Below are 17,173 nucleotides of genomic sequence, written 5' to 3'. Positions count from 1 at the left end.
TGGGAGTCTGGAGGAGCTGACATGGCCGAGCGGCCCGTACCCGTGCCCGTCGAGCGGCTCGGCTTCGCGATGCCGCCGGTCTTCGCCACCGTCGGGGAGACCCGCGCCCACCGCAAGGCCCGGCTCGCGGAGGGGCTGCGGCTGCTGGGGCGGCTCGGGTACGAGGACGGGGTGGCCGGCCAGGTCTCCGTACGGGACCCGGAGTTCGAGGACTGCTACTGGGTGAACCCCTTCGGGCGGGCCTTCGGCGCCCTCACCCCCGACGACCTGCTGCTGGTCGACGGGGAGGGGCGGGTGCTCCGCGGGGAGCGGCGCGTGAACCAGCTGGCGTTCGCCGTGCACGCCGCCGTCCACCGGGAACGGCCGGGGGTGGTGGCCGTCGTGCGCACGCAGGGCCCGTACGGCAGGGCGCTGGCCTGCCTCGGGGAACTGCTGGCCCCCATCACCGAGGAGGCCTGTGCCTTCTACGAGGACCACGCGCTGCTCGACGAGTTCGCGGGCGCCGAGGACCCGGCGCGGATCGGGCGCGCTCTCGGCCCGTACAAGGCGCTGGTCCTGCGCAACCGCGGGCTGCTGACGGTCGGGGACTCCGTGGAGGCGGCGCTGTGGTGGTTCCTCGCGGCGGAGCGGGCCGCGCAGGTGCAGCTGATCGCGCGGGCGGCCGGGAAGCCGGTTCCCATCGACCACCGCAGCGCCGTGGCCACACGCGGGCGGTTCGGCTCGGACCTGGCCGCGTGGGTGAGCTACCAGCCGCTGCGGGAGGCGCCCGGAGGGGTGGCGTCAACATCATGAACGGTTAATCACCTGCTCTGACATCGTGCGCAATCCGGAGCACTGCCGCAGTGGTGCACAATTCGCTGGCATTGCACCGGAGTTCAGAGAGGCGGCACGCACGTGGCTGTCCAAGAGATCCCTCGAAGCACCCACGGCGGCGGCTGCACCTGCGACGACTGCCCCCATGGAGCCCGGGAGGGCCACCGCCGGGCGGTGGCCGCCTTCCTGGAGAAGCGCGACGAGTTCGCCGCCGGACACGGGGTCCCGGCCGCCGTGGCCCACTCCCTCGGCGCCTCCCGCCAGTGGGTTTCCGACGAACTGACCCTGTCCGCCCGCACGGTCGCCGACCGGGGCCGGGAGGCCGGGTACTCCTGGCTGTACCTGCTCTCCCGGCGGGCCGTCCTCGTCCTGTGGATCGCCGCCGGCGTCCTGCTGGTGGTGCAGGTCGGCACCGCCCTCGGCACCGGCTGGTCCACCGCCCGCACCGCCGGGCTCCTCGCCGCCGTGGTGCTCGCCGGGCTGCTCACCCTCGCCGCGCGGGCCCAGTCGCTGCGCGGAGGGCTGCTGGCCCCGCTGGTCGGTGAGGACAACCGGCTGTCGACCTCCAAGGCGGTCCCGGCGGCCTGGCTGGTGCTGACCTCCTTCGCCGCGCTGCTGCCCGCGCTGCGCCTGGCGGCCTCCTCGCCCGGCCCCGAGCGGGACGCCCTCTACGCCGGGCTCTCGCTGGGCCGGGCGCTGCCCCTCCTCGCGGTCCTCGGCCTGACCTCCGGGGTGGCGGTGCTGGTGCGCCGGGTGGTCTCCGTACGGATCATGGGGCAGCGGCTCCAGAAGCTGCCGGCGAACCGCCCCTCGGGAGCCGACCTGCTCACCGACGACGCGGGCCGGGGGAGCTTCACCGACGCCCAGTACGTTCTGGTCTCCACGGTGGTGCTGGCCTACGCGGCGGTGTCGCTGGCCCGCTTCCCGGACCGGCTGCCGCGGCTGCCGTGGTCGCTGGCGATGCTGGTGGCGCTGTCGGCGGTGGTCTACCTGGCGGCCAAGTACGCCGAGGGGAGCCGTCCGCTCGTGCTGTCGGTGGTGCGCAGACGGGAGCCCGGGGACCTGGACGCCGCCGTCCGCCCCGGGGACGACATCGAGATCCGGGGCGTGGGCTTCGTACCGCCCGGGGCGCAGACCCCGGAGATGCTCGCCCGGCTGGTGGTGCGGATCGGGGCCGTCCACGTCCACGTGCCGCTGGTTCCGGTGGCGGGCGGATTCACCAATCCGTCGGACGCGGTGCTGACCGTTCCGGTGCCGGCGGAAGTGGAACCGGGGCGCACCGAGGTCCAGGTGGTGACCGCCGCGGGGGTGGAATCCAACCGCTACGCCATCGACGTGGCCGAGTGAACGGGGTACACATGGGGCGTGACCCGAACTGACGTGCCTTCCGGGAAGCGGATCTCCGTTCTCCAGGAGACGGCCTCCCGCCACGCGCTCCTCCCCCTGCGGATCTTCCTCGGCGTGACCTTCGTGTACGCGGGGCTCGACAAGCTCACCGACCCCGCCTTCCTCTCCGCGACCGGTACCGGCTCCATCGGCGAGATCATGCGGGGGGTGCGCGACACCGCCGCCGTCCCGGCCCTGGTGGACCTGGCGCTGAAGGCACCCGTCGGCTTCGGCGCCGCCATCGCGATCGGTGAGATCCTCGTCGGCCTCGGCGTCCTCGCCGGACTGCTGACCCGGATCGCCGCCGCCGGCGGGGCGCTGATCTCCCTCAGCCTGTGGCTCACGGTGTCCTGGGCCGTCACCCCGTACTACTACGGCAACGACCTGGTCTACCTGATGGCCTGGATCCCGCTGGTCATGGCCGGGGCGCCCTACCTGTCGCTGGATTCCCTGCGCCGGTCGCGCTGATCCCGGCGCACCGCGTAGGTGACCGTCCCGACCAGCGCGGCGAGCGTGAGGCCGCCGACGGCCATCGGGACGACCAGGTACCACGGCAGGTCGGTCTCACCGGCCGCGTCGAGCAGGTACAGCCCGCCGACGGCGGTCAGCACCAGCCCCGCCAGCAGCCTTCCCGGCTGGAACTCATGACGCCGCACGGGCCACCTCCACCTGTCCCACACCCGCGTCCAGGTGCAGCTCGATCGTCCCGCCGGCCTCGGTGCCGACGGCGGGGGGCAGAGTCGCCCGCCGGGTCTCTCCGCCGCTCTTGATGCGGACGTCGGGGCCACCCTCCCCGGGGAACTGGATGTCGCCGAGCCGGATCGACACGTCGGCCCGCGCCGTGACCTCCCGGGGCACGACGACCTTCAGCCGGCCCGCGTCGATGGCGGCGCGGACGGAGACGGTGGTGCCCTTCGGCACGTCCAGACGGCTCAGGTCCAAGGTGGCCAGCCCCGTGCCCGAGCGGTACTCGGGCCGGACGTCGGCCACCGCCGCCGGGCGCCAGTCGGCGTTGTGCCAGTCCGTGCCGATCTCGCGCGGCAGGGCGACCGACCCCGCGAGGAGCCCGGCGGTGATCAGGGACAGCAGGACCGTGCCGAAGCCGGTGCGCCCCTTGACGGAGCTGACGGCCAGTCCCAGCCCGAAGACGGCCAGCGCCGCGGCGAGCCCCACCTGGAGGGCGTGCCCGAGCGTGCTGCCGTGCCACACGGAGGCGGTGGCGCCGCCCCCGGCCAGCAGGGCCAGCACGAACACCCGGCCCCCGATGCCGCCGCGCGACCACTGCGCGGCGCCGTTCGCGCGCGGCTCCGCCGGGGCGGTCCCCGGCCGCGTCCGCCCGTCCTCGTCGTCCGGGCCCCACAGGTACCCGGTCGTGCCGACCGGGCCGGTGGTGCCGTCCTTGACCAGCGGGTCCCGCCACCAGGACGGGCTGCCGGGCACGGGCGGCGCCTGCGTCTCCGGCGGCGCGGGCCGGTGCGGGGCGGGGGTCTCCGCCTCCGCCTCGGGAGCCTGCCGGTGGCGCTGCGACCAGTACGAGGCCGCGCCGAGCGCCAGCATGACCAGGACCGAGAAGGCCCCCAGGACCCCGTTGTCCATCATCGACAGGAACAGGGCGCAGCCGACCAGGGCACTGAACACCGCCGCCAGGGTGGAGCCCTCCACCCGGCCGGTCAGCAGCTTCTTGCCCTCGCTGTCGTCCTCGCCCTCCTGCGGGAGCAGCAGCCACGCGAACCCGTAGAAGATCAGGCCGACGCCGCCGGTGACGGCGAGCACGCCCAGCACGATCCGGAACACCACCGGGTCCAGCCCGAAGTACCGGCCGAGGCCGCCGCACACGCCCGCGAGGACCTTGTCGTGCCTGCTGCGGCGCAGGGGAGGGCGGTCGGCCGGGGCGGGTGCCCCGGGAGCCTCTCCCGGGTTTCGTCCGGGGGGACCCCCGTGCGGAGCGTCGTGTACGTCGGTCATGGGTCCATGGTGACGGCCCGCCCGGCGCCGCGGCACCGGGTCCGACCCTGGCGCAACCCTGATATCCCCCCGGAGGAACTGGGGGACCGCCCTGATGCCGCGCCCCGCCCGCGCGTGTGACCCTTGGTGCCATGCCCGTAGCCGCCGCACCCAGACCCCCGCACGCGCCCGACAGCGAGGAAGTCCCCCAGCGCAAGCTCTACCGCAGTGCCGACGGCCGGATGCTCGGCGGCGTCGCCCGCGGCCTCGCCGGCCACCTCGGGCTGCCGGTGATCTGGGTCCGGCTCGCCTTCCTCGGCATGTTCATGTTCGGAGACGGGCTGGGGGTGCTGCTGTACGCGGCGTTCTGGGTCTTCGTCCCGCTCGGCGTGGGCGGCAGTACCGGACACCACTCCTTCTTCGAGGTCCTGCCCGACGGCACCCGGCGCCTGCGCAAGCCCGACAAGGGCGCGGTGTCCGGACTGGTCGCGCTGGCCGTCGGCGCGGGCATCTTCTTCTCCCAGCTCAGCGTCGGCGGCGCCAACGGCCGCTACATCTGGCCGACGCTGCTCGTCGGGGCCGGCGTGGTCCTCGTCTGGCGGCAGGCCGACAACGCCCGCCGCGCCCACTGGAGCGCCGCCGCCGGACGCCACGGGCGCCTGCTCCAGGGCGCCCGCGCGCTGGCCGGAGTGGTCCTCGTCGGCATGGGCCTGACCGTGTTCATCGTCGTACGGGGCTCCGCGGCCCAGCTCGGCAACGTCCTCACCGCCACCCTCGCGGTCCTCGTCGGCGTCGCCCTGCTCGCCGGCCCCTGGCTGATCCGGATGACCCAGGACCTCTCCGAGGAACGCCTGATGCGCATCCGCGCCCAGGAGCGCGCCGAGGTCGCCGCCCACGTCCACGACTCGGTGCTGCACACCCTCACCCTGATCCAGCGCAACGCCGAGGACGTCGGCGAGGTCCGCCGCCTCGCCCGCGCCCAGGAACGGGAGCTGCGCAACTGGCTCTACAAGCCCGAGGGCACCGGCAAGGACGAGGCCGAGGAACCGGCCACCCTCGCGGAGGCCGTGAAGAAGGCGGCCGCCGAGGTCGAGGACCACCACGGCGTCCCCATCGAGGTCGTCGTCGTCGGGGACTGCCCGCTCGACGACAGGCTCGGCGCCCAGATCCAGGCCGCGCGCGAGGCGATGGTCAACGCCGCGAAGTACGGTGGCGACGGGGGCCGGGTGCAGGTGTACGCGGAGGTCGAGGGCCGCACGGTGTTCGTGTCCGTACGGGACCGCGGTCCGGGCTTCGACATCGACGCGGTACCGGACGACCGCATGGGCGTACGAGAATCGATCATCGGCCGGATGCAGCGCAACGGCGGGACCGCCCGGCTGCGGTCCGCGCCCGACGGCGGCACGGAAGTCGAGCTGGAGATGGAGAGGGCGGCATGAGCACCGAGGACAGCGCTGTGAGCGGGACCGAGACCAGGCGGGTGCGGGTCGTGCTCGTCGACGACCACCGGATGTTCCGCGCCGGGGTCCAGGCGGAGATCGGGGAGACCGAGCGGACCGGGGTGGAGGTCGTCGGCGAGGCGGCCGACGTGGACCAGGCCGTCACCGTCATCACCGCCACCCGCCCCGAGGTGGTGCTCCTCGACGTGCACCTGCCCGGCGGCGGCGGGGTCGAGGTGCTGCGGCGCTGCGCCCCGCTGATGGCGGCGGCCGAGAACCCGGTGCGCTTCCTGGCCCTGTCGGTGTCCGACGCCGCCGAGGACGTCATCGGCGTCATCCGCGGCGGTGCCCGCGGCTACGTCACCAAGACCATCACCGGCACCGACCTGGTGCACTCCGTCTACCGGGTCCAGGACGGCGACGCCGTGTTCTCGCCCCGGCTGGCCGGCTTCGTGCTGGACGCCTTCGCCTCCACGGACGCGCCGCCGGTCGACGAGGACCTGGACCGGCTCACCCAGCGCGAGCGCGAGGTGCTGCGGCTGATCGCGCGCGGGTACGCGTACAAGGAGATCGCCAAGCAGCTGTTCATCTCGGTCAAGACCGTCGAGTCGCACGTCTCCGCGGTGCTCCGCAAGCTCCAGCTCTCCAACCGGCACGAACTGACCCGCTGGGCCACCGCCCGCCGCCTGGTGTGAGCCCGCGCCCCCGGCCCCCGCGATGTGATCCACACCGCAGGGGCCGGGGGCAACCGCAGGGGTGCGCGGCGGACTCTTGGGTGGCGTGATGAGCCTGACGGGGACCCCCCTCTTCGCGGCGGTGGTCGCCCTGACCGTGATCGCCGTCGTCCTGCCGCTGGCCGTGTGGAGCAAGGTGCGCGGCCCCGCCGTGGCACGCCTCGCCGTGCGCGGCACGATGGTGCTCTTCGCCCAGACCACCGCCGTGGCACTGGTGTTCGTCGCCATCAACCGCGACATGAACTTCTACGCCAGCTGGGGCGACCTGTTCGGCACCGGGAAGTACGTCACCGCCGCCCCCGACCTCGGCGCCGACGGTCTCGGCGGCAAGAAGGCCGACGAGGTCAAGGCCGAGCCGAAGGTGCGGCAGAAGTTCGAGCCGGTCGAGGGCCTCGGCGGGCGCGTGCAGAAGACCGAACTGGACGGCGGGATCTCCGGGGTCAAGGGCGACGTCATGGTGTGGCTGCCCCCGCAGTACGACGAACCGGCCTACAAGGGCAAGAAGTTCCCGGTGGTCGAGCTCATCCCCGGCATCCCCGGCACGGGCAAGTCCTGGTTCCAGGGGCTCAAGGCGCACGAGGTGCTGGAGCCGTTGATGAAGCAGGGCAAGGTGCAGCCCTTCATCCTCGTCTCCCCGCGCGCCATGCTGCTGGGCAACGCCGACACCGGCTGCGCCAACCTTCCCGGCAAGGTCAACGCCGACAGCTGGTTCAGCGTCGACGTCCGCAAGATGGTCACCGACAACTTCCGGGCCTCGGACGAGGCCCGCACGTGGGGCGTGGCCGGGTACTCGGCCGGCGCGTACTGCGCGGCCAAGCTGGCGGTGCTGCACCCCGACCGCTACAGCGCGGCCGTGTCCCTCTCCGGGTACAACGACCCCGGCCAGGAGCCCTCGTCGCTGGTGGCGAAGGATCCCGAGCTGCGCCGCACCCACAACCTGAAGAACCTCCTCCAGGCCGCGCCCACCCCGCCGGCGGTCTCGCTGTGGATGTCGGGGGCGGAGCAGGACGGCTACCTGTCCGGCATGGACCTCAAGGGGCTGGCGCAGAGCCCGACCGCGGTCCACGCGGAGAAGGTGACCGGCGGCCACAACCTGGAGTCCTGGTCGAAGCAGATCCCGCAGACCTTCGACTGGCTGAGCAAGACGGTCAAGGCGCCGTAGCCGGAAGCCGGAAGCCGGAAGCCGCAAGCTGGGGCCGCTGGAGCCACCGGGGCCGCCGGGGCCGCTACGCCGGGCGGGAGGCGCCCGCCCAGGGCATCGAGTCCACCGGCGCGAGGCGGACCGTCGAGCCGGGGCGCGGGGCGTGGATCATCTGGCCGTGGCCGACGTACATGCCGACGTGGGTGACCCCGGAGTAGAAGAAGACCAGGTCCCCGGGGGCGAGCCCGTCCCGGGTGACGCGCTGTCCGGCGTTGATCTGGGTGTAGGTGGTCCGGGGCAGGGAGACCCCGGCCGACTTCCAGGCCGCCTGGGTCAGGCCCGAGCAGTCGTAGGAGCCCGGTCCGGTCGCGCCCCATACGTACGGCTTGCCGATCGCCGCGTACGCGAAGGCCACCGCCCGTGCGGCGCGGGAGCCGTCGGAGGGGGCCGGCGGGGCGGAGGTCCGTGCGCCGGGGAGGCGGGCCGGTGCGGTGGCGCCGGCCGGTGCGGGGGCGTCGCCGCCGGACCGGGCTTCGTAGGCGGCCCGTTCCTCGGCGGTGAGCCGGGCCAGGAGGCGCTGCGCGGTGGCGATCCTGCCCTCGATGACGGCCTTCTGCTCGGCCAGCTCGTCCCGCCGGGCCCGCAGGTCCGCGAGCTGCCCGGCGGCCTTGTCGCGCAGCTGCCCGGCCTCGTCGAGGCCACGCCGTACGGAGGCCACGTCGGCGGCGGTGCGGTCGCCGGCGCGGGTCAGGAGGGAGGCCCGCTCCAGGTAGTCCTGCGGGTCGGTGGCCATGGCCAGCTGCAGGGCCGGGCCGAGACCGCCGCTGCGGTACTGGGTCGCGGCCACCGCGCCGAGCGAGCGGCGGGCGGTGTTGAGCCGGTCCTCCTTGCGGGCGGCCTCGTCGCGCAGGCCACTCAGCGCGCGCTCGGCCTCGTCGGCCTTCACCTTCGCCCCGTTGTACCGCTCCGTCGCCGCCTCGGCGTCCCCGTAGAGCCGGTCGACCTCCGCCTTGACCTGGGCGGGGGTGGGCTGGGAGTCGGCGTGCGAGGTGCCTTCGAAGGCGGTGGCGGTGGCAGCGCCCGCGAGGGCGAGGGTGGCGGCGGTCCGTACGGTGCCGCCGGCGAGCGGGCGCTGCCGGGGCTTTCGATGACTGGCCACGGGGGCCTCACGTCCTTCCGTCGGTCTTGGGGGAGGACGCTAAACCCGGAGGTAACGGGGCGATGACGAGTTGACCCGAACTGGCCGTCTCCGACCGCGGATGACCGGGAAGGGACGGGTCAGTGCCAGAGGACGGCGATAAAGATGTTGGCGACGGTCAGTCCGCCGACCGCCGCGAAGAGGCCCTTCTCCGCTCGCTCCTCGTCGCGCTTGACGTAGACGATCGCCAGGATCACGAAGAGGACCGCGAGCTTCACGCCGATCTTGACGTGGTCGAGGGGGGCGCCGTCACCCATCTCGCGGAAGCCCACCAACAGGACGCCGGTTATGAGCATGGTGAGCGCGCCGTGCAGCATCGCGGGCACGAAACGGGCGGTGCCGGCGCCCATGGCCTTCATCTGGGTGAGGAAACCGCCCAGGAGGGAGGCGATGCCGATGATGTGCAGGCCGACGAAAGCGTGGGTGAGGACAGTCATGCCGACGAGCGTACGGGGCGGCCCCGGAGCCCCCGACGGCGGTGTTCGGGCGGCGACCGGGGGCCGTACGGGACCTGCGTAGGGTGGTCCCATGACGCCCGTCCCCGCCGCCGAGCCGGCCCATCCCGCCGCCGACCGGATCGAGCTGGCCGCGGTCCTCGCGGCGCTGGGCCACCCCGCCCGGCTGGAGATCGTCCGCAGGCTGGCCGCCGGCGAGGAGTCCTGCTGCGGGGACGTGGTCCCCGACCTGCCGCGCTCCAGCGTCACCCACCACATCAGGGCCCTGCGCGAGAGCGGCGTGATCCTCCAGCACCCGCGCGGCCGCAAGCACCTGCTCGCCCTGCGCCGCACGGACCTCGACGCGCGCTTCCCCGGCCTGCTGGACGTCGTGCTGCGGGCCGGCTAGCCGGTCCCGGGGGCCCGGACGGGCGCCCTCCGGTCCGGCGGAGCGCTCGCGCTCCCCTGTGGATTCCGACCGATTTTCCGGGGGCGGGACCGGCTGTCGGTCCCGGCCTCTAAACTCGGAAGGCGATGAGCAGCCTCTTTGACGACAGTTTCCTGGCGGACCTCACCCCCTCCGACGAGGTGCCGCCCCCGCCCGAGGACCACCCCGCCCCGGAGCAGGGCGCGGACGACCTCTTCGGGGGCCGGTTCGACCTGCCCATGAGCGGGGACGCGTACTACCGGGACGGCGCCCCCCGGCCCGTCATCGACCCGGCGGTGCTCCTGGACGGGCTGAACACCGAGCAGGCCGCGGCCGTGGTGCATGCGGGCTCGCCGCTGCTCATCGTGGCCGGCGCCGGTTCCGGCAAGACCAGGGTGCTGACCCACCGCATCGGACACCTGCTGTCCGCGCGGGGCGTCCACCCCGGCCAGATCCTGGCGATCACCTTCACCAACAAGGCCGCCGGCGAGATGAAGGAGCGCGTCGAGGGCCTCGTCGGCCCGCGCGCCAACGCCATGTGGGTCTCGACCTTCCACAGCGCCTGCGTGCGGATCCTGCGCCGCGAGTCGAAGCGGCTCGGCTTCACCTCCTCGTTCTCGATCTACGATGCGGCCGACTCGAAGCGCCTGATGGCGCTCGTCTGCCGCGATTTGGACCTGGACCCGAAGAAGTTCCCGCCGAAGTCCTTCAACGCCAAGATCTCGAACCTCAAGAACGAGCTGATCGACGAGGACGCCTTCGCCGCGCAGGCCGCCGACGGCTTCGAGAAGACCCTGGCCCAGGCGTACGCGATGTACCAGGGCCGGCTGCGCGAGGCCAACGCCCTCGACTTCGACGACATCATCATGACCACCGTCCACCTGCTCCAGGCCTTCCCGGACGTGGCCGAGCACTACCGGCGCCGCTTCCGCCACGTGCTGGTCGACGAGTACCAGGACACCAACCACGCCCAGTACACCCTCGTGCGCGAGCTCGTCGGCCCCGGCTACCCGGACCTGCCGCCCGCCGAACTGTGCGTGGTGGGCGACGCCGACCAGTCGATCTACGCCTTCCGCGGCGCGACGATCCGCAACATCCTCCAGTTCGAAGAGGACTACAAGGACGCGACCACGATCCTGCTGGAGCAGAACTACCGCTCCACGCAGACGATCCTGTCCGCCGCCAACGCCGTCATCGAGCGCAACGAGAACCGCCGCGCGAAGAACCTGTGGACCCAGGCCGGCTCCGGCGCGGTGATCACCGGCTACGTCGCGGACACCGAGCACGACGAGGCCCAGTTCGTCGCCGACGAGATCGACCGGCTCACCGACGCCGACGACGCCAAGGCCGGCGACGTGGCGATCTTCTACCGGACCAACGCGCAGTCGCGCGTGTTCGAGGAGATCTTCATCCGCGTCGGACTGCCCTACAAGGTCGTCGGCGGCGTCCGGTTCTACGAGCGCAAGGAGGTCCGGGACGTCCTGGCCTACCTGCGCGTCCTGGCGAACCCCGAGGACAACGTCCCGCTCCGGCGCATCCTGAACGTGCCCAAGCGCGGCATCGGCGAGCGGGCCGAAGCGATGATCGACGCGCTCGCGCTGCGCGAGAAGATCACCTTCCCGCAGGCCCTGCGCCGCGTGGACGAGGCCTTCGGCATGGCCGCCCGCTCCACCAACGCCGTCAAGCGGTTCAACGTGCTGATGGAGGAGCTGCGGACCATCGTCGACTCCGGCGCCGGTCCGGCCGTGGTGCTGGAGGCGGTCCTGGAGCGCACGGGGTACCTCGCCGAACTCCAGGCGTCGACCGACCCGCAGGACGAGACGCGCATCGAGAACCTCCAGGAACTCGCCGCCGTGGCCCTGGAGTTCGAGCAGGCCCGCGACGAGTCCAACCCCGGCACCCTGGCCGAGTTCCTGGAACAGGTCGCGCTCGTCGCCGACTCCGACCAGATCCCCGACGAGGACGAGGACGGCAGTGGCGTCATCACGCTGATGACCCTGCACACCGCCAAGGGCCTGGAGTTCCCGGTGGTCTTCCTGACGGGCATGGAGGACGGGGTCTTCCCGCACATGCGCGCGCTCGGGCAGACCAAGGAGCTGGAGGAGGAGCGCCGCCTCGCCTACGTCGGCATCACGCGTGCCCGCGAGCGGCTGTACCTGACCCGCTCCAGCATGCGCAGCGCCTGGGGCACTCCCTCGTACAACCCGCCCTCAAGGTTCCTGGAGGAGATCCCGGCCGAGTACCTCCAGTGGAAGCGGACGGGTGCCTCGCAGAAGCCGGCGGGACCGGTGCGCGGCTCCGGGTACGGCTCGTCCTCGGCGTCGTCCGGCGGCAGGTCCTCGTTCGGGACCTCGCCCGAGGCGTTCCTGTCCTCGTCGCGTACGAAGTCGGGCCCGTCCGGGTTCGCCACGCGCCGCGCCGCCGACAAGCCGGTCATCGCGCTGGCGGTCGGGGACCGGGTCACGCACGACCAGTTCGGGCTGGGCACCGTCATGGAGGTCAGGGGAGCCGGCGCGGACGCTCAGGCCACCATCGACTTCGGGGACGCCAAGCCGAAGCGGCTCCTGCTGCGCTACGCGCCGGTCCAGAAGCTGTAGCGGGGGCGGCAGTCCGGCCTCTCCGGATCCGTGGGGTCCGATGGCTCCGTCGGGTCCGGTGGCCCCGGCCCGTCGCGTCGGGTGGTTACGTCGGGTCCAGGCCGTGGGTGCGCAGCCACGACGCGGGGTCGATCGCGGCGCCGGCGCCGGRCCGTACCTCGAAGTGGAGGTGCGGGCCGGTGGAGTTGCCCGAGTTGCCGGAGTAGGCGATGACATCGCCGGCCTGCACCTTGCCGGACCGGATCTTGGTGCTGCTGAGGTGGCAGTACCAGGTCTCGGTGCCGTCGGGCGAAGTCACTATGGCCATGTTCCCGTAGGCGCTGTTCCACTGGGTGCGCACGGTGCCGTCGGTGGCGGCCATGACCGGGGTTCCGTAGGAGACCGGGAAGTCGATGCCGGTGTGCACCGACATCCACATGCCGCCGGCCTGTCCGAACCCGGCGCTCAGGCCGTGCTGGGTGACCGGGAGCGCGAACTTGGGGCGGGCCGCCTCCTTGGCCGCCGCCTCCTCGGCCCGCTTCTTCTTGTCGTCTTCCTGGCGCTGTTTGAGGTCGATGCGCTCCTGGGTGCGGCTCGCGCGGTCCGCGAAGTCGCCCGCGTCGGCGCTGAGCGCGACCAGCTGCGTGTCGAGCTTGTTGTTCGCCGCGACCGGCTTCACCGACGCGGGGTCGGCGGCGGCCATGGTGGTCGGTTCCTCGGCCGGCCTGGCGGTGCCGGTGAGCCCGCCGACGGAAGCGGCGGCGACTCCCGCGACCCCCATCACGCAGACGGAGGGAACGGCCACGGTCAGCAGGGCGGAGCGCTTGGCGGGGGAGCGGCGACGGTTGCCGGCGTGCGCTTCCTCGGCACTGCCCTTGGCCTTGGTCCTGCCGCTTTTGGCGTTGTTCTTGGCGGAGTTCCTGCCGGTGGCGCGGCGCGCCGCGCGCGGTTCGGCGGGGGCGACGGGCATGGCCTGCGTGGGCAGGTCGTGCACGACCTCCGTGAACTCGGGCTCCTCCTCGACCGTGAAGGCGAGGGGCTCGAAGACGGAGGTCTCGTCGTCGGCGTAGTGATCGCCGTAGGGACCGGTCCCGTCGTACGGATCCGCTCCGGCTCCGGCGTCGGTTGCGGGGACGGCCGGGACGACGGTCGTGGCGTCGTAGCCGGCGTAGGCCTCGGCCGCCGGGTCCGTGGCGCCGCCGCCGTTCCAGGCGGTGGCGTCGTAGGCGCCGGTGTCCTGCCCGTAGCCGGGGAGGGTCCAATGTCCGCTCTGGTCCACGCCGGTGGGGTCGTAGGCGAAGGCCCCGGGCGACGACGCGTAGTCGGTGGCCGGTGCGCTCCAGGCGCCGGTGTCCGCTCCCCAGCCGCCGGTTCCGGTCGTGCCCTCGGGGACGCCCTGGGAGGGGACGCTGGCGAGGTAGTTCTCCTGCGGGGCCCAGGCGGTGGTGTCGTACGAGCCGGTGTTCGCGGACGCGTCGTAGGCGCCGCCGATGCCGTAGTCCGTGACGTACTGGTAGCCCTGACCCTCCGTTTCGTAGGAAACGTATGCCTGGTCACCAGCGAAAGTGGTGGTGGAAAGGCCGTCGTATCCCATTTCGGGATACTGGCCCGACGTCGGGCGGTCGTTCACCAACTTCTCTTTCGCCTCGGCAGTGGGGGGCCTGGGTGGCCGGGAACTCAAGGTTCACCGGAGGAGAGCAGTGGCGTGACTGTACCCGGCGGTTACTCGCCACGACAATCTTCGGCGGGTTCCGGTCTCGGGGGAACCGGGCATTCGGCGGCCTTTCGGTCGCCGTATCACCGAGCCTTGGCCTTGAGTTCGAAATTCGTTCGAGTTTCGTTTGTCCGTCAGGCGGTGTCGGACGAGGCCAGCGCCAGGAGCAGGACGAACGGCACCGGTATGAGCGCGGCGGACCCCAGCCAGACCCGCCGCCGCTCCTTCGGGGGCAGGACGGCGTCGACGACGAGGACCGCGCCGATCAGCAGCACCCCGGTCACGACCAGCAGGAACAGAACGGCCGTGGAGTGGTCGAGGGTGGTGTAGTCGCAGTTGCGCAGGTTCGGGTCGGCGAGGTCGTCCGTGCTGTGGCAGTCCATGGGCAGGTACTCGGTCACCACCCACCACAGGAGGTGGAAGGGGACGATCGCGGGCACGCCGAGCGCCAGGTTCGCCAGACCCGCGGCCCACGGTCCCCGGCGCGGCGCGCTGTCGGTGCCCATGCGTCCTCCCCGGTCCGTTCTCTCGGAGGCTCAGATGGCCTGGCTCTCCCCGTCGGTTCCCGTGGGGCGGAGGTTTTCGGTGGGGCGGACAGCGCCGTCGGTGGCGCGGACCGGGCCGTCGAGCGCGCGGCGGACGGCGGTGATGACGGCCGGGTGCACCGGCAGCGCGAGGTGCCCGATGCCCGTGACCTGGATGTTCGTCGCATCCAGGTCCGGGTGCTCGATCCGCGCCGTGCCGGTGGGGGCCATCAGCGCGTCGAACTCGCTCCAGAACGCCACGCAGCGGGTCCGGCAGCCGGGCACGGGGGCGCGCAGCTCCGCCATCACCTCGGAATCGGGACGCATCTGGCGGACCAGCGGGTGCGCGTCCATGAAGGGGGCCACGCGGGTCCCCTCGTGCGGGGTGCCCAGGGTGACCAGGGTGCGCACGCGCGCGTCGCCGCCGAGCCGCTGGACGTAGTACCGGCCGACCAGTCCGCCGAGGCTGTGGCCGACGAGGTCCACCCGCTCCTGCCCGCTGCGCTCGCACAGCTCCTCCACGCGGCGGGCCAGGTGGCGGGCCGTGACGCGCAGATCGCGGGTGAAGGGTGAGTAGTTGTACGTCTCCACGCGCCGCCGGCCGCCCGCGCCGAGGGCGCGGCGCAGCAGGACGAAGACGGAGCGGTTGTCGGTGAAGCCGTGCAGGAGCAGCACGGGCGGGAGCGCCGCGGGGCCGTCGGCCGGCGGGTCCTCCGACCGCACCCCGGTGGGGTAGAGGAGCAGGTGCCCGGCGAGCACCACCGCCTCCAGCAGCGCGGCCCGCAGTGCGGCACCCGTTCGCGGTACGGGCGGCGGCGCGGTCATCAGCCCCATGGACGGCCTCCCCTGGACCTCTTGGGTGCGGGGCCGTGCCGCCGACGCGGCCCCGTCACCGTGCCGCGCGGCTGTCGGCACGGTGACGGGGCGACCGGGCGGTGGTGAATCAGCGGCGTCCCACGTGTGATTTCCCCCTCGTGGTTGACCGCGAAACGGCGGCGTGCGCAATGCTGTACTTAACGTTCGTTCACTCGGGAGGCAGTGCGATGGGTGTGACCGGTCCGATCCGTGTGGTGGTGGCCAAGCCGGGTCTCGACGGCCACGACCGCGGCGCCAAGGTGATCGCGCGGGCGCTGCGGGACGCCGGCATGGAGGTCATCTACACCGGCCTCCACCAGACTCCCGAGCAGATCGTGGACACCGCGATCCAGGAGGACGCGGACGCCATCGGCCTCTCGATCCTCTCCGGGGCGCACAACACGCTGTTCGTGCGCGTCCTCGAACTCCTCAAGGAGCGTGACGCCGAGGACATCAAGGTCTTCGGCGGCGGGATCATCCCCGAGGACGACATCGCCCCGCTCAAGGCCAAGGGCGTCGCGGAGATCTTCACCCCGGGTGCCACGACCACCGCCATCGTGGACTGGGTCAACGCGAACGTCCGCCAGGCGTAACCCGTCCGGTCGGTGTCCCGCCCCGCTTCCCGCGCGTCGGCGCGTCAGGCGGGCGGGGCCAGTTCGGCGAGCATCGCCGCGCGCAGGCGCAGGGTGGCCACCAGTCGCTGGAAGGCTTCCGACCAGTACGCGGCAGCGCCCGGGGAGGCGTCCTGGGGATCCTCCCCGACGGCGGTCAGGGCTTCCAGGCGGGGCGCCTCGGCGGGATCGAGGCAGCGTTCCGCCAGGCCCATCACCCCGCTGAAGCTCCACGGGTAGCTGCCCGCCTCGCGTGCCGCATCCAGGGCGTCGACCACCGCCCGGCCCAGCGCCCCGGCCCAGGGGACCCGGCACACGCCGAGCAGCTGGAAGGCCTCCGACAGGCCGTGCGCCCGTACGAACTCCGCTACCCAGTCGGCCCGTTCCCCCTCGGGCAGGGTCTCCAGCAGCTTCGCCCGCTCCGCCAGCGAGGCGGTCCCCGGGCCCGCCGCGGGTGGTGCGGAGGCCGGGCCGAGCAGGGCCTTCGACCACCGCGGATCCCGCTGGCGCACCGCCGCCCGGCACCACGCCGCATGCAGCTCTTCCGCCCAGCCCCCGGGCACCGGCAGTGCCACGATCCCGGCCGGGTCGAGCCCCCCGAACCGCTCCGGCCAGCAGGACAGGGGAGCCGCCTCCACCAGCTGGCCCAGCCACCACGCCCGTTCCCCGCGTCCCGCGGGCGGTCGCTTGACCACCCCGTCGCGCAGCATCCCCGCATCGCACTCCGCGGGCGGTTCGACGACACCCGGGCCCACGCAGGCCAGCGCCCGTTCGGCCATCCGCGCGGCGAGCGCCGAACCCGGCAGGGCGGAGAGCAGCTCGGCGGCGGTCGCCCGGACGTTGCGGCTGCGGTCGGCCAGTGCCGCTTCCAGGAACGGCTCGTCCGCCGCGGAGAGCCCGGTCCTGAGCGAGTCGAGGAACATCAGCCGGTCCTCCGCCCGTTCCGTGGGCCAGGTCGTGGCCAGCAGCCGGGTCGCGGCCGCCGCCTCGTGCGCCCGTACGATGCCGAGCAGGGCGACCCGTTCCGCGAACAGTCCCTCCTCCCAGAGCCGTTCCACCGCCGGGCCGTCCGCCGGGTCGGGCAGGCCCCCGCCGCCGCCCGCCGTCCCGCGCAGCGCGAACCGCCAGTCCGGATTCAGCCGGGCCAGCCACAGCCCCCGGACCCCGGCCAGGGCCAGGGCCTGGGGGCGCAGGTCGGTCCGGGCCCGCGCCGCGTCCAGCAGCGCCGGGAGCAGTGCCTCGGGAGCGCGGTAGCCGTGCCGGCCGGCCGCGGCCAGCCACTGCGGGAGGAGCTCCGTCAGATCCGGGGCGGCCCCGCGCCGCCCGCCGCCGCCGGCCGCGGCGGTGCGGTCCGCCAGCAGCTGGGCGAGCCGCCGC

General features: G+C 73.3%; 17 protein-coding genes. 9 read left to right on the top strand and 8 right to left on the bottom strand.

Annotation, left to right across the window (positions count from 1 at the left end):
- Nucleotides 1-21: 21 nt before the first annotated feature.
- The 3 genes from AB4039_RS20845 (at nt 22) to AB4039_RS20835 (ending at nt 2,667) form a co-directional block, all read left to right on the top strand.
- Nucleotides 22-792: a class II aldolase/adducin family protein gene (locus tag AB4039_RS20845; protein WP_442271459.1), complete on the top strand. Its 771-nt coding sequence runs from the start codon at nt 22-24 to the stop codon at nt 790-792.
- Nucleotides 793-894: 102 nt separating this feature from the next.
- The gene (locus AB4039_RS20840; protein ID WP_266841229.1) at nt 895-2,160 is read left to right on the top strand and encodes a hypothetical protein; all 1,266 of its coding nucleotides are present in this window, start codon (nt 895-897) and stop codon (nt 2,158-2,160) included.
- An 18-nt stretch (nt 2,161-2,178) separates the two neighbouring features.
- Nucleotides 2,179-2,667, top strand: a complete 489-nt coding sequence (locus AB4039_RS20835) for a DoxX family protein (protein WP_266841231.1) — start codon at nt 2,179-2,181, stop codon at nt 2,665-2,667.
- On the opposite strand, the gene AB4039_RS20830 is transcribed toward AB4039_RS20835, so the two are convergent.
- Together AB4039_RS20830 and AB4039_RS20825 are read right to left on the bottom strand one after the other, a co-directional pair.
- Nucleotides 2,631-2,855, bottom strand: coding sequence for a hypothetical protein (locus AB4039_RS20830; RefSeq protein ID WP_266841232.1), 225 nt, complete (start codon nt 2,853-2,855; stop codon nt 2,631-2,633). The two genes, AB4039_RS20835 and AB4039_RS20830, sit on opposite strands and share 37 nt — an antisense overlap.
- Nucleotides 2,842-4,164 carry a PspC domain-containing protein gene (locus AB4039_RS20825; RefSeq protein ID WP_266841233.1) on the bottom strand — a complete coding sequence of 441 codons (1,323 nt, stop codon included), beginning with the start codon at nt 4,162-4,164 and terminating at the stop codon, nt 2,842-2,844. The genes AB4039_RS20830 and AB4039_RS20825 overlap by 14 nt, the downstream gene beginning before the upstream one ends.
- Before the next feature lie 131 nt (nt 4,165-4,295).
- Between AB4039_RS20825 and AB4039_RS20820 the strand changes: the two genes are divergently transcribed.
- The 3 genes from AB4039_RS20820 to AB4039_RS20810 all read left to right on the top strand — a co-directional run bounded on the left by AB4039_RS20820 (nt 4,296) and on the right by AB4039_RS20810 (nt 7,478).
- A complete protein-coding gene (locus AB4039_RS20820) occupies nt 4,296-5,582 on the top strand; it encodes an ATP-binding protein (RefSeq protein ID WP_442271458.1) in 1,287 nt (428 codons plus the stop codon).
- Complete coding sequence (locus AB4039_RS20815; RefSeq protein WP_266841235.1) at nt 5,579-6,277, top strand: response regulator transcription factor; 699 nt, start codon at nt 5,579-5,581, stop codon at nt 6,275-6,277. The genes AB4039_RS20820 and AB4039_RS20815 overlap by 4 nt, the downstream gene beginning before the upstream one ends.
- An 88-nt stretch (nt 6,278-6,365) precedes the next feature.
- Nucleotides 6,366-7,478: an alpha/beta hydrolase-fold protein gene (locus tag AB4039_RS20810; protein ID WP_266841237.1), complete on the top strand. Its 1,113-nt coding sequence runs from the start codon at nt 6,366-6,368 to the stop codon at nt 7,476-7,478.
- A 64-nt stretch (nt 7,479-7,542) separates the two neighbouring features.
- Here the strand turns inward: AB4039_RS20810 and AB4039_RS20805 are convergent, their stop codons facing one another.
- Together AB4039_RS20805 and AB4039_RS20800 are read right to left on the bottom strand one after the other, a co-directional pair.
- Nucleotides 7,543-8,616: an NlpC/P60 family protein gene (locus AB4039_RS20805; protein WP_442271457.1), complete on the bottom strand. Its 1,074-nt coding sequence runs from the start codon at nt 8,614-8,616 to the stop codon at nt 7,543-7,545.
- A gap of 119 nt (nt 8,617-8,735) precedes the next feature.
- Complete coding sequence (locus AB4039_RS20800) at nt 8,736-9,092, bottom strand: hypothetical protein (protein WP_266841240.1); 357 nt, start codon at nt 9,090-9,092, stop codon at nt 8,736-8,738.
- A 91-nt stretch (nt 9,093-9,183) separates the two neighbouring features.
- On the opposite strand from AB4039_RS20800, the gene AB4039_RS20795 reads away from it, so the two are divergent.
- A complete protein-coding gene (locus tag AB4039_RS20795) occupies nt 9,184-9,498 on the top strand; it encodes a helix-turn-helix domain-containing protein (protein ID WP_266841241.1) in 315 nt (104 codons plus the stop codon).
- Between the two features lie 125 nt (nt 9,499-9,623).
- Nucleotides 9,624-12,113 (top strand): DNA helicase PcrA, encoded by a 2,490-nt coding sequence (pcrA, locus tag AB4039_RS20790; RefSeq protein ID WP_442271456.1) that lies wholly within the window; start codon nt 9,624-9,626, stop codon nt 12,111-12,113.
- A gap of 85 nt (nt 12,114-12,198) precedes the next feature.
- Here the strand turns inward: pcrA and AB4039_RS20785 are convergent, their stop codons facing one another.
- The 3 genes from AB4039_RS20785 to AB4039_RS20775 form a co-directional block, all read right to left on the bottom strand.
- Nucleotides 12,199-13,686, bottom strand: coding sequence for a M23 family metallopeptidase (locus tag AB4039_RS20785; protein ID WP_442271455.1), 1,488 nt, complete (start codon nt 13,684-13,686; stop codon nt 12,199-12,201).
- A 254-nt stretch (nt 13,687-13,940) separates the two neighbouring features.
- On the bottom strand, nt 13,941-14,312 hold the full coding sequence (locus tag AB4039_RS20780) for a hypothetical protein (protein ID WP_266841245.1): 372 nt from the start codon (nt 14,310-14,312) through the stop codon (nt 13,941-13,943).
- A gap of 30 nt (nt 14,313-14,342) precedes the next feature.
- Entirely contained in the window at nt 14,343-15,164 is an 822-nt protein-coding gene (locus AB4039_RS20775; protein ID WP_266841247.1) for an alpha/beta fold hydrolase, read from the bottom strand.
- A 209-nt stretch (nt 15,165-15,373) separates the two neighbouring features.
- Between AB4039_RS20775 and AB4039_RS20770 the strand changes: the two genes are divergently transcribed.
- Nucleotides 15,374-15,778: a cobalamin B12-binding domain-containing protein gene (locus AB4039_RS20770; protein WP_266841249.1), complete on the top strand. Its 405-nt coding sequence runs from the start codon at nt 15,374-15,376 to the stop codon at nt 15,776-15,778.
- A gap of 44 nt (nt 15,779-15,822) precedes the next feature.
- On the opposite strand, the gene AB4039_RS20765 is transcribed toward AB4039_RS20770, so the two are convergent.
- Nucleotides 15,823-17,173: DUF5691 domain-containing protein (locus tag AB4039_RS20765; RefSeq protein ID WP_442271454.1), on the bottom strand; the 1,351-nt coding region annotated here is incomplete at its 5' end.

This window comes from Streptomyces sp. M-16 (assembly GCF_052114405.1).
Taxonomy (GTDB): domain Bacteria; phylum Actinomycetota; class Actinomycetes; order Streptomycetales; family Streptomycetaceae; genus Streptomyces.
The sequence above is the reverse complement of the archived record's forward strand: the minus strand, read 5'-3'. Positions and strand labels throughout refer to the sequence as shown.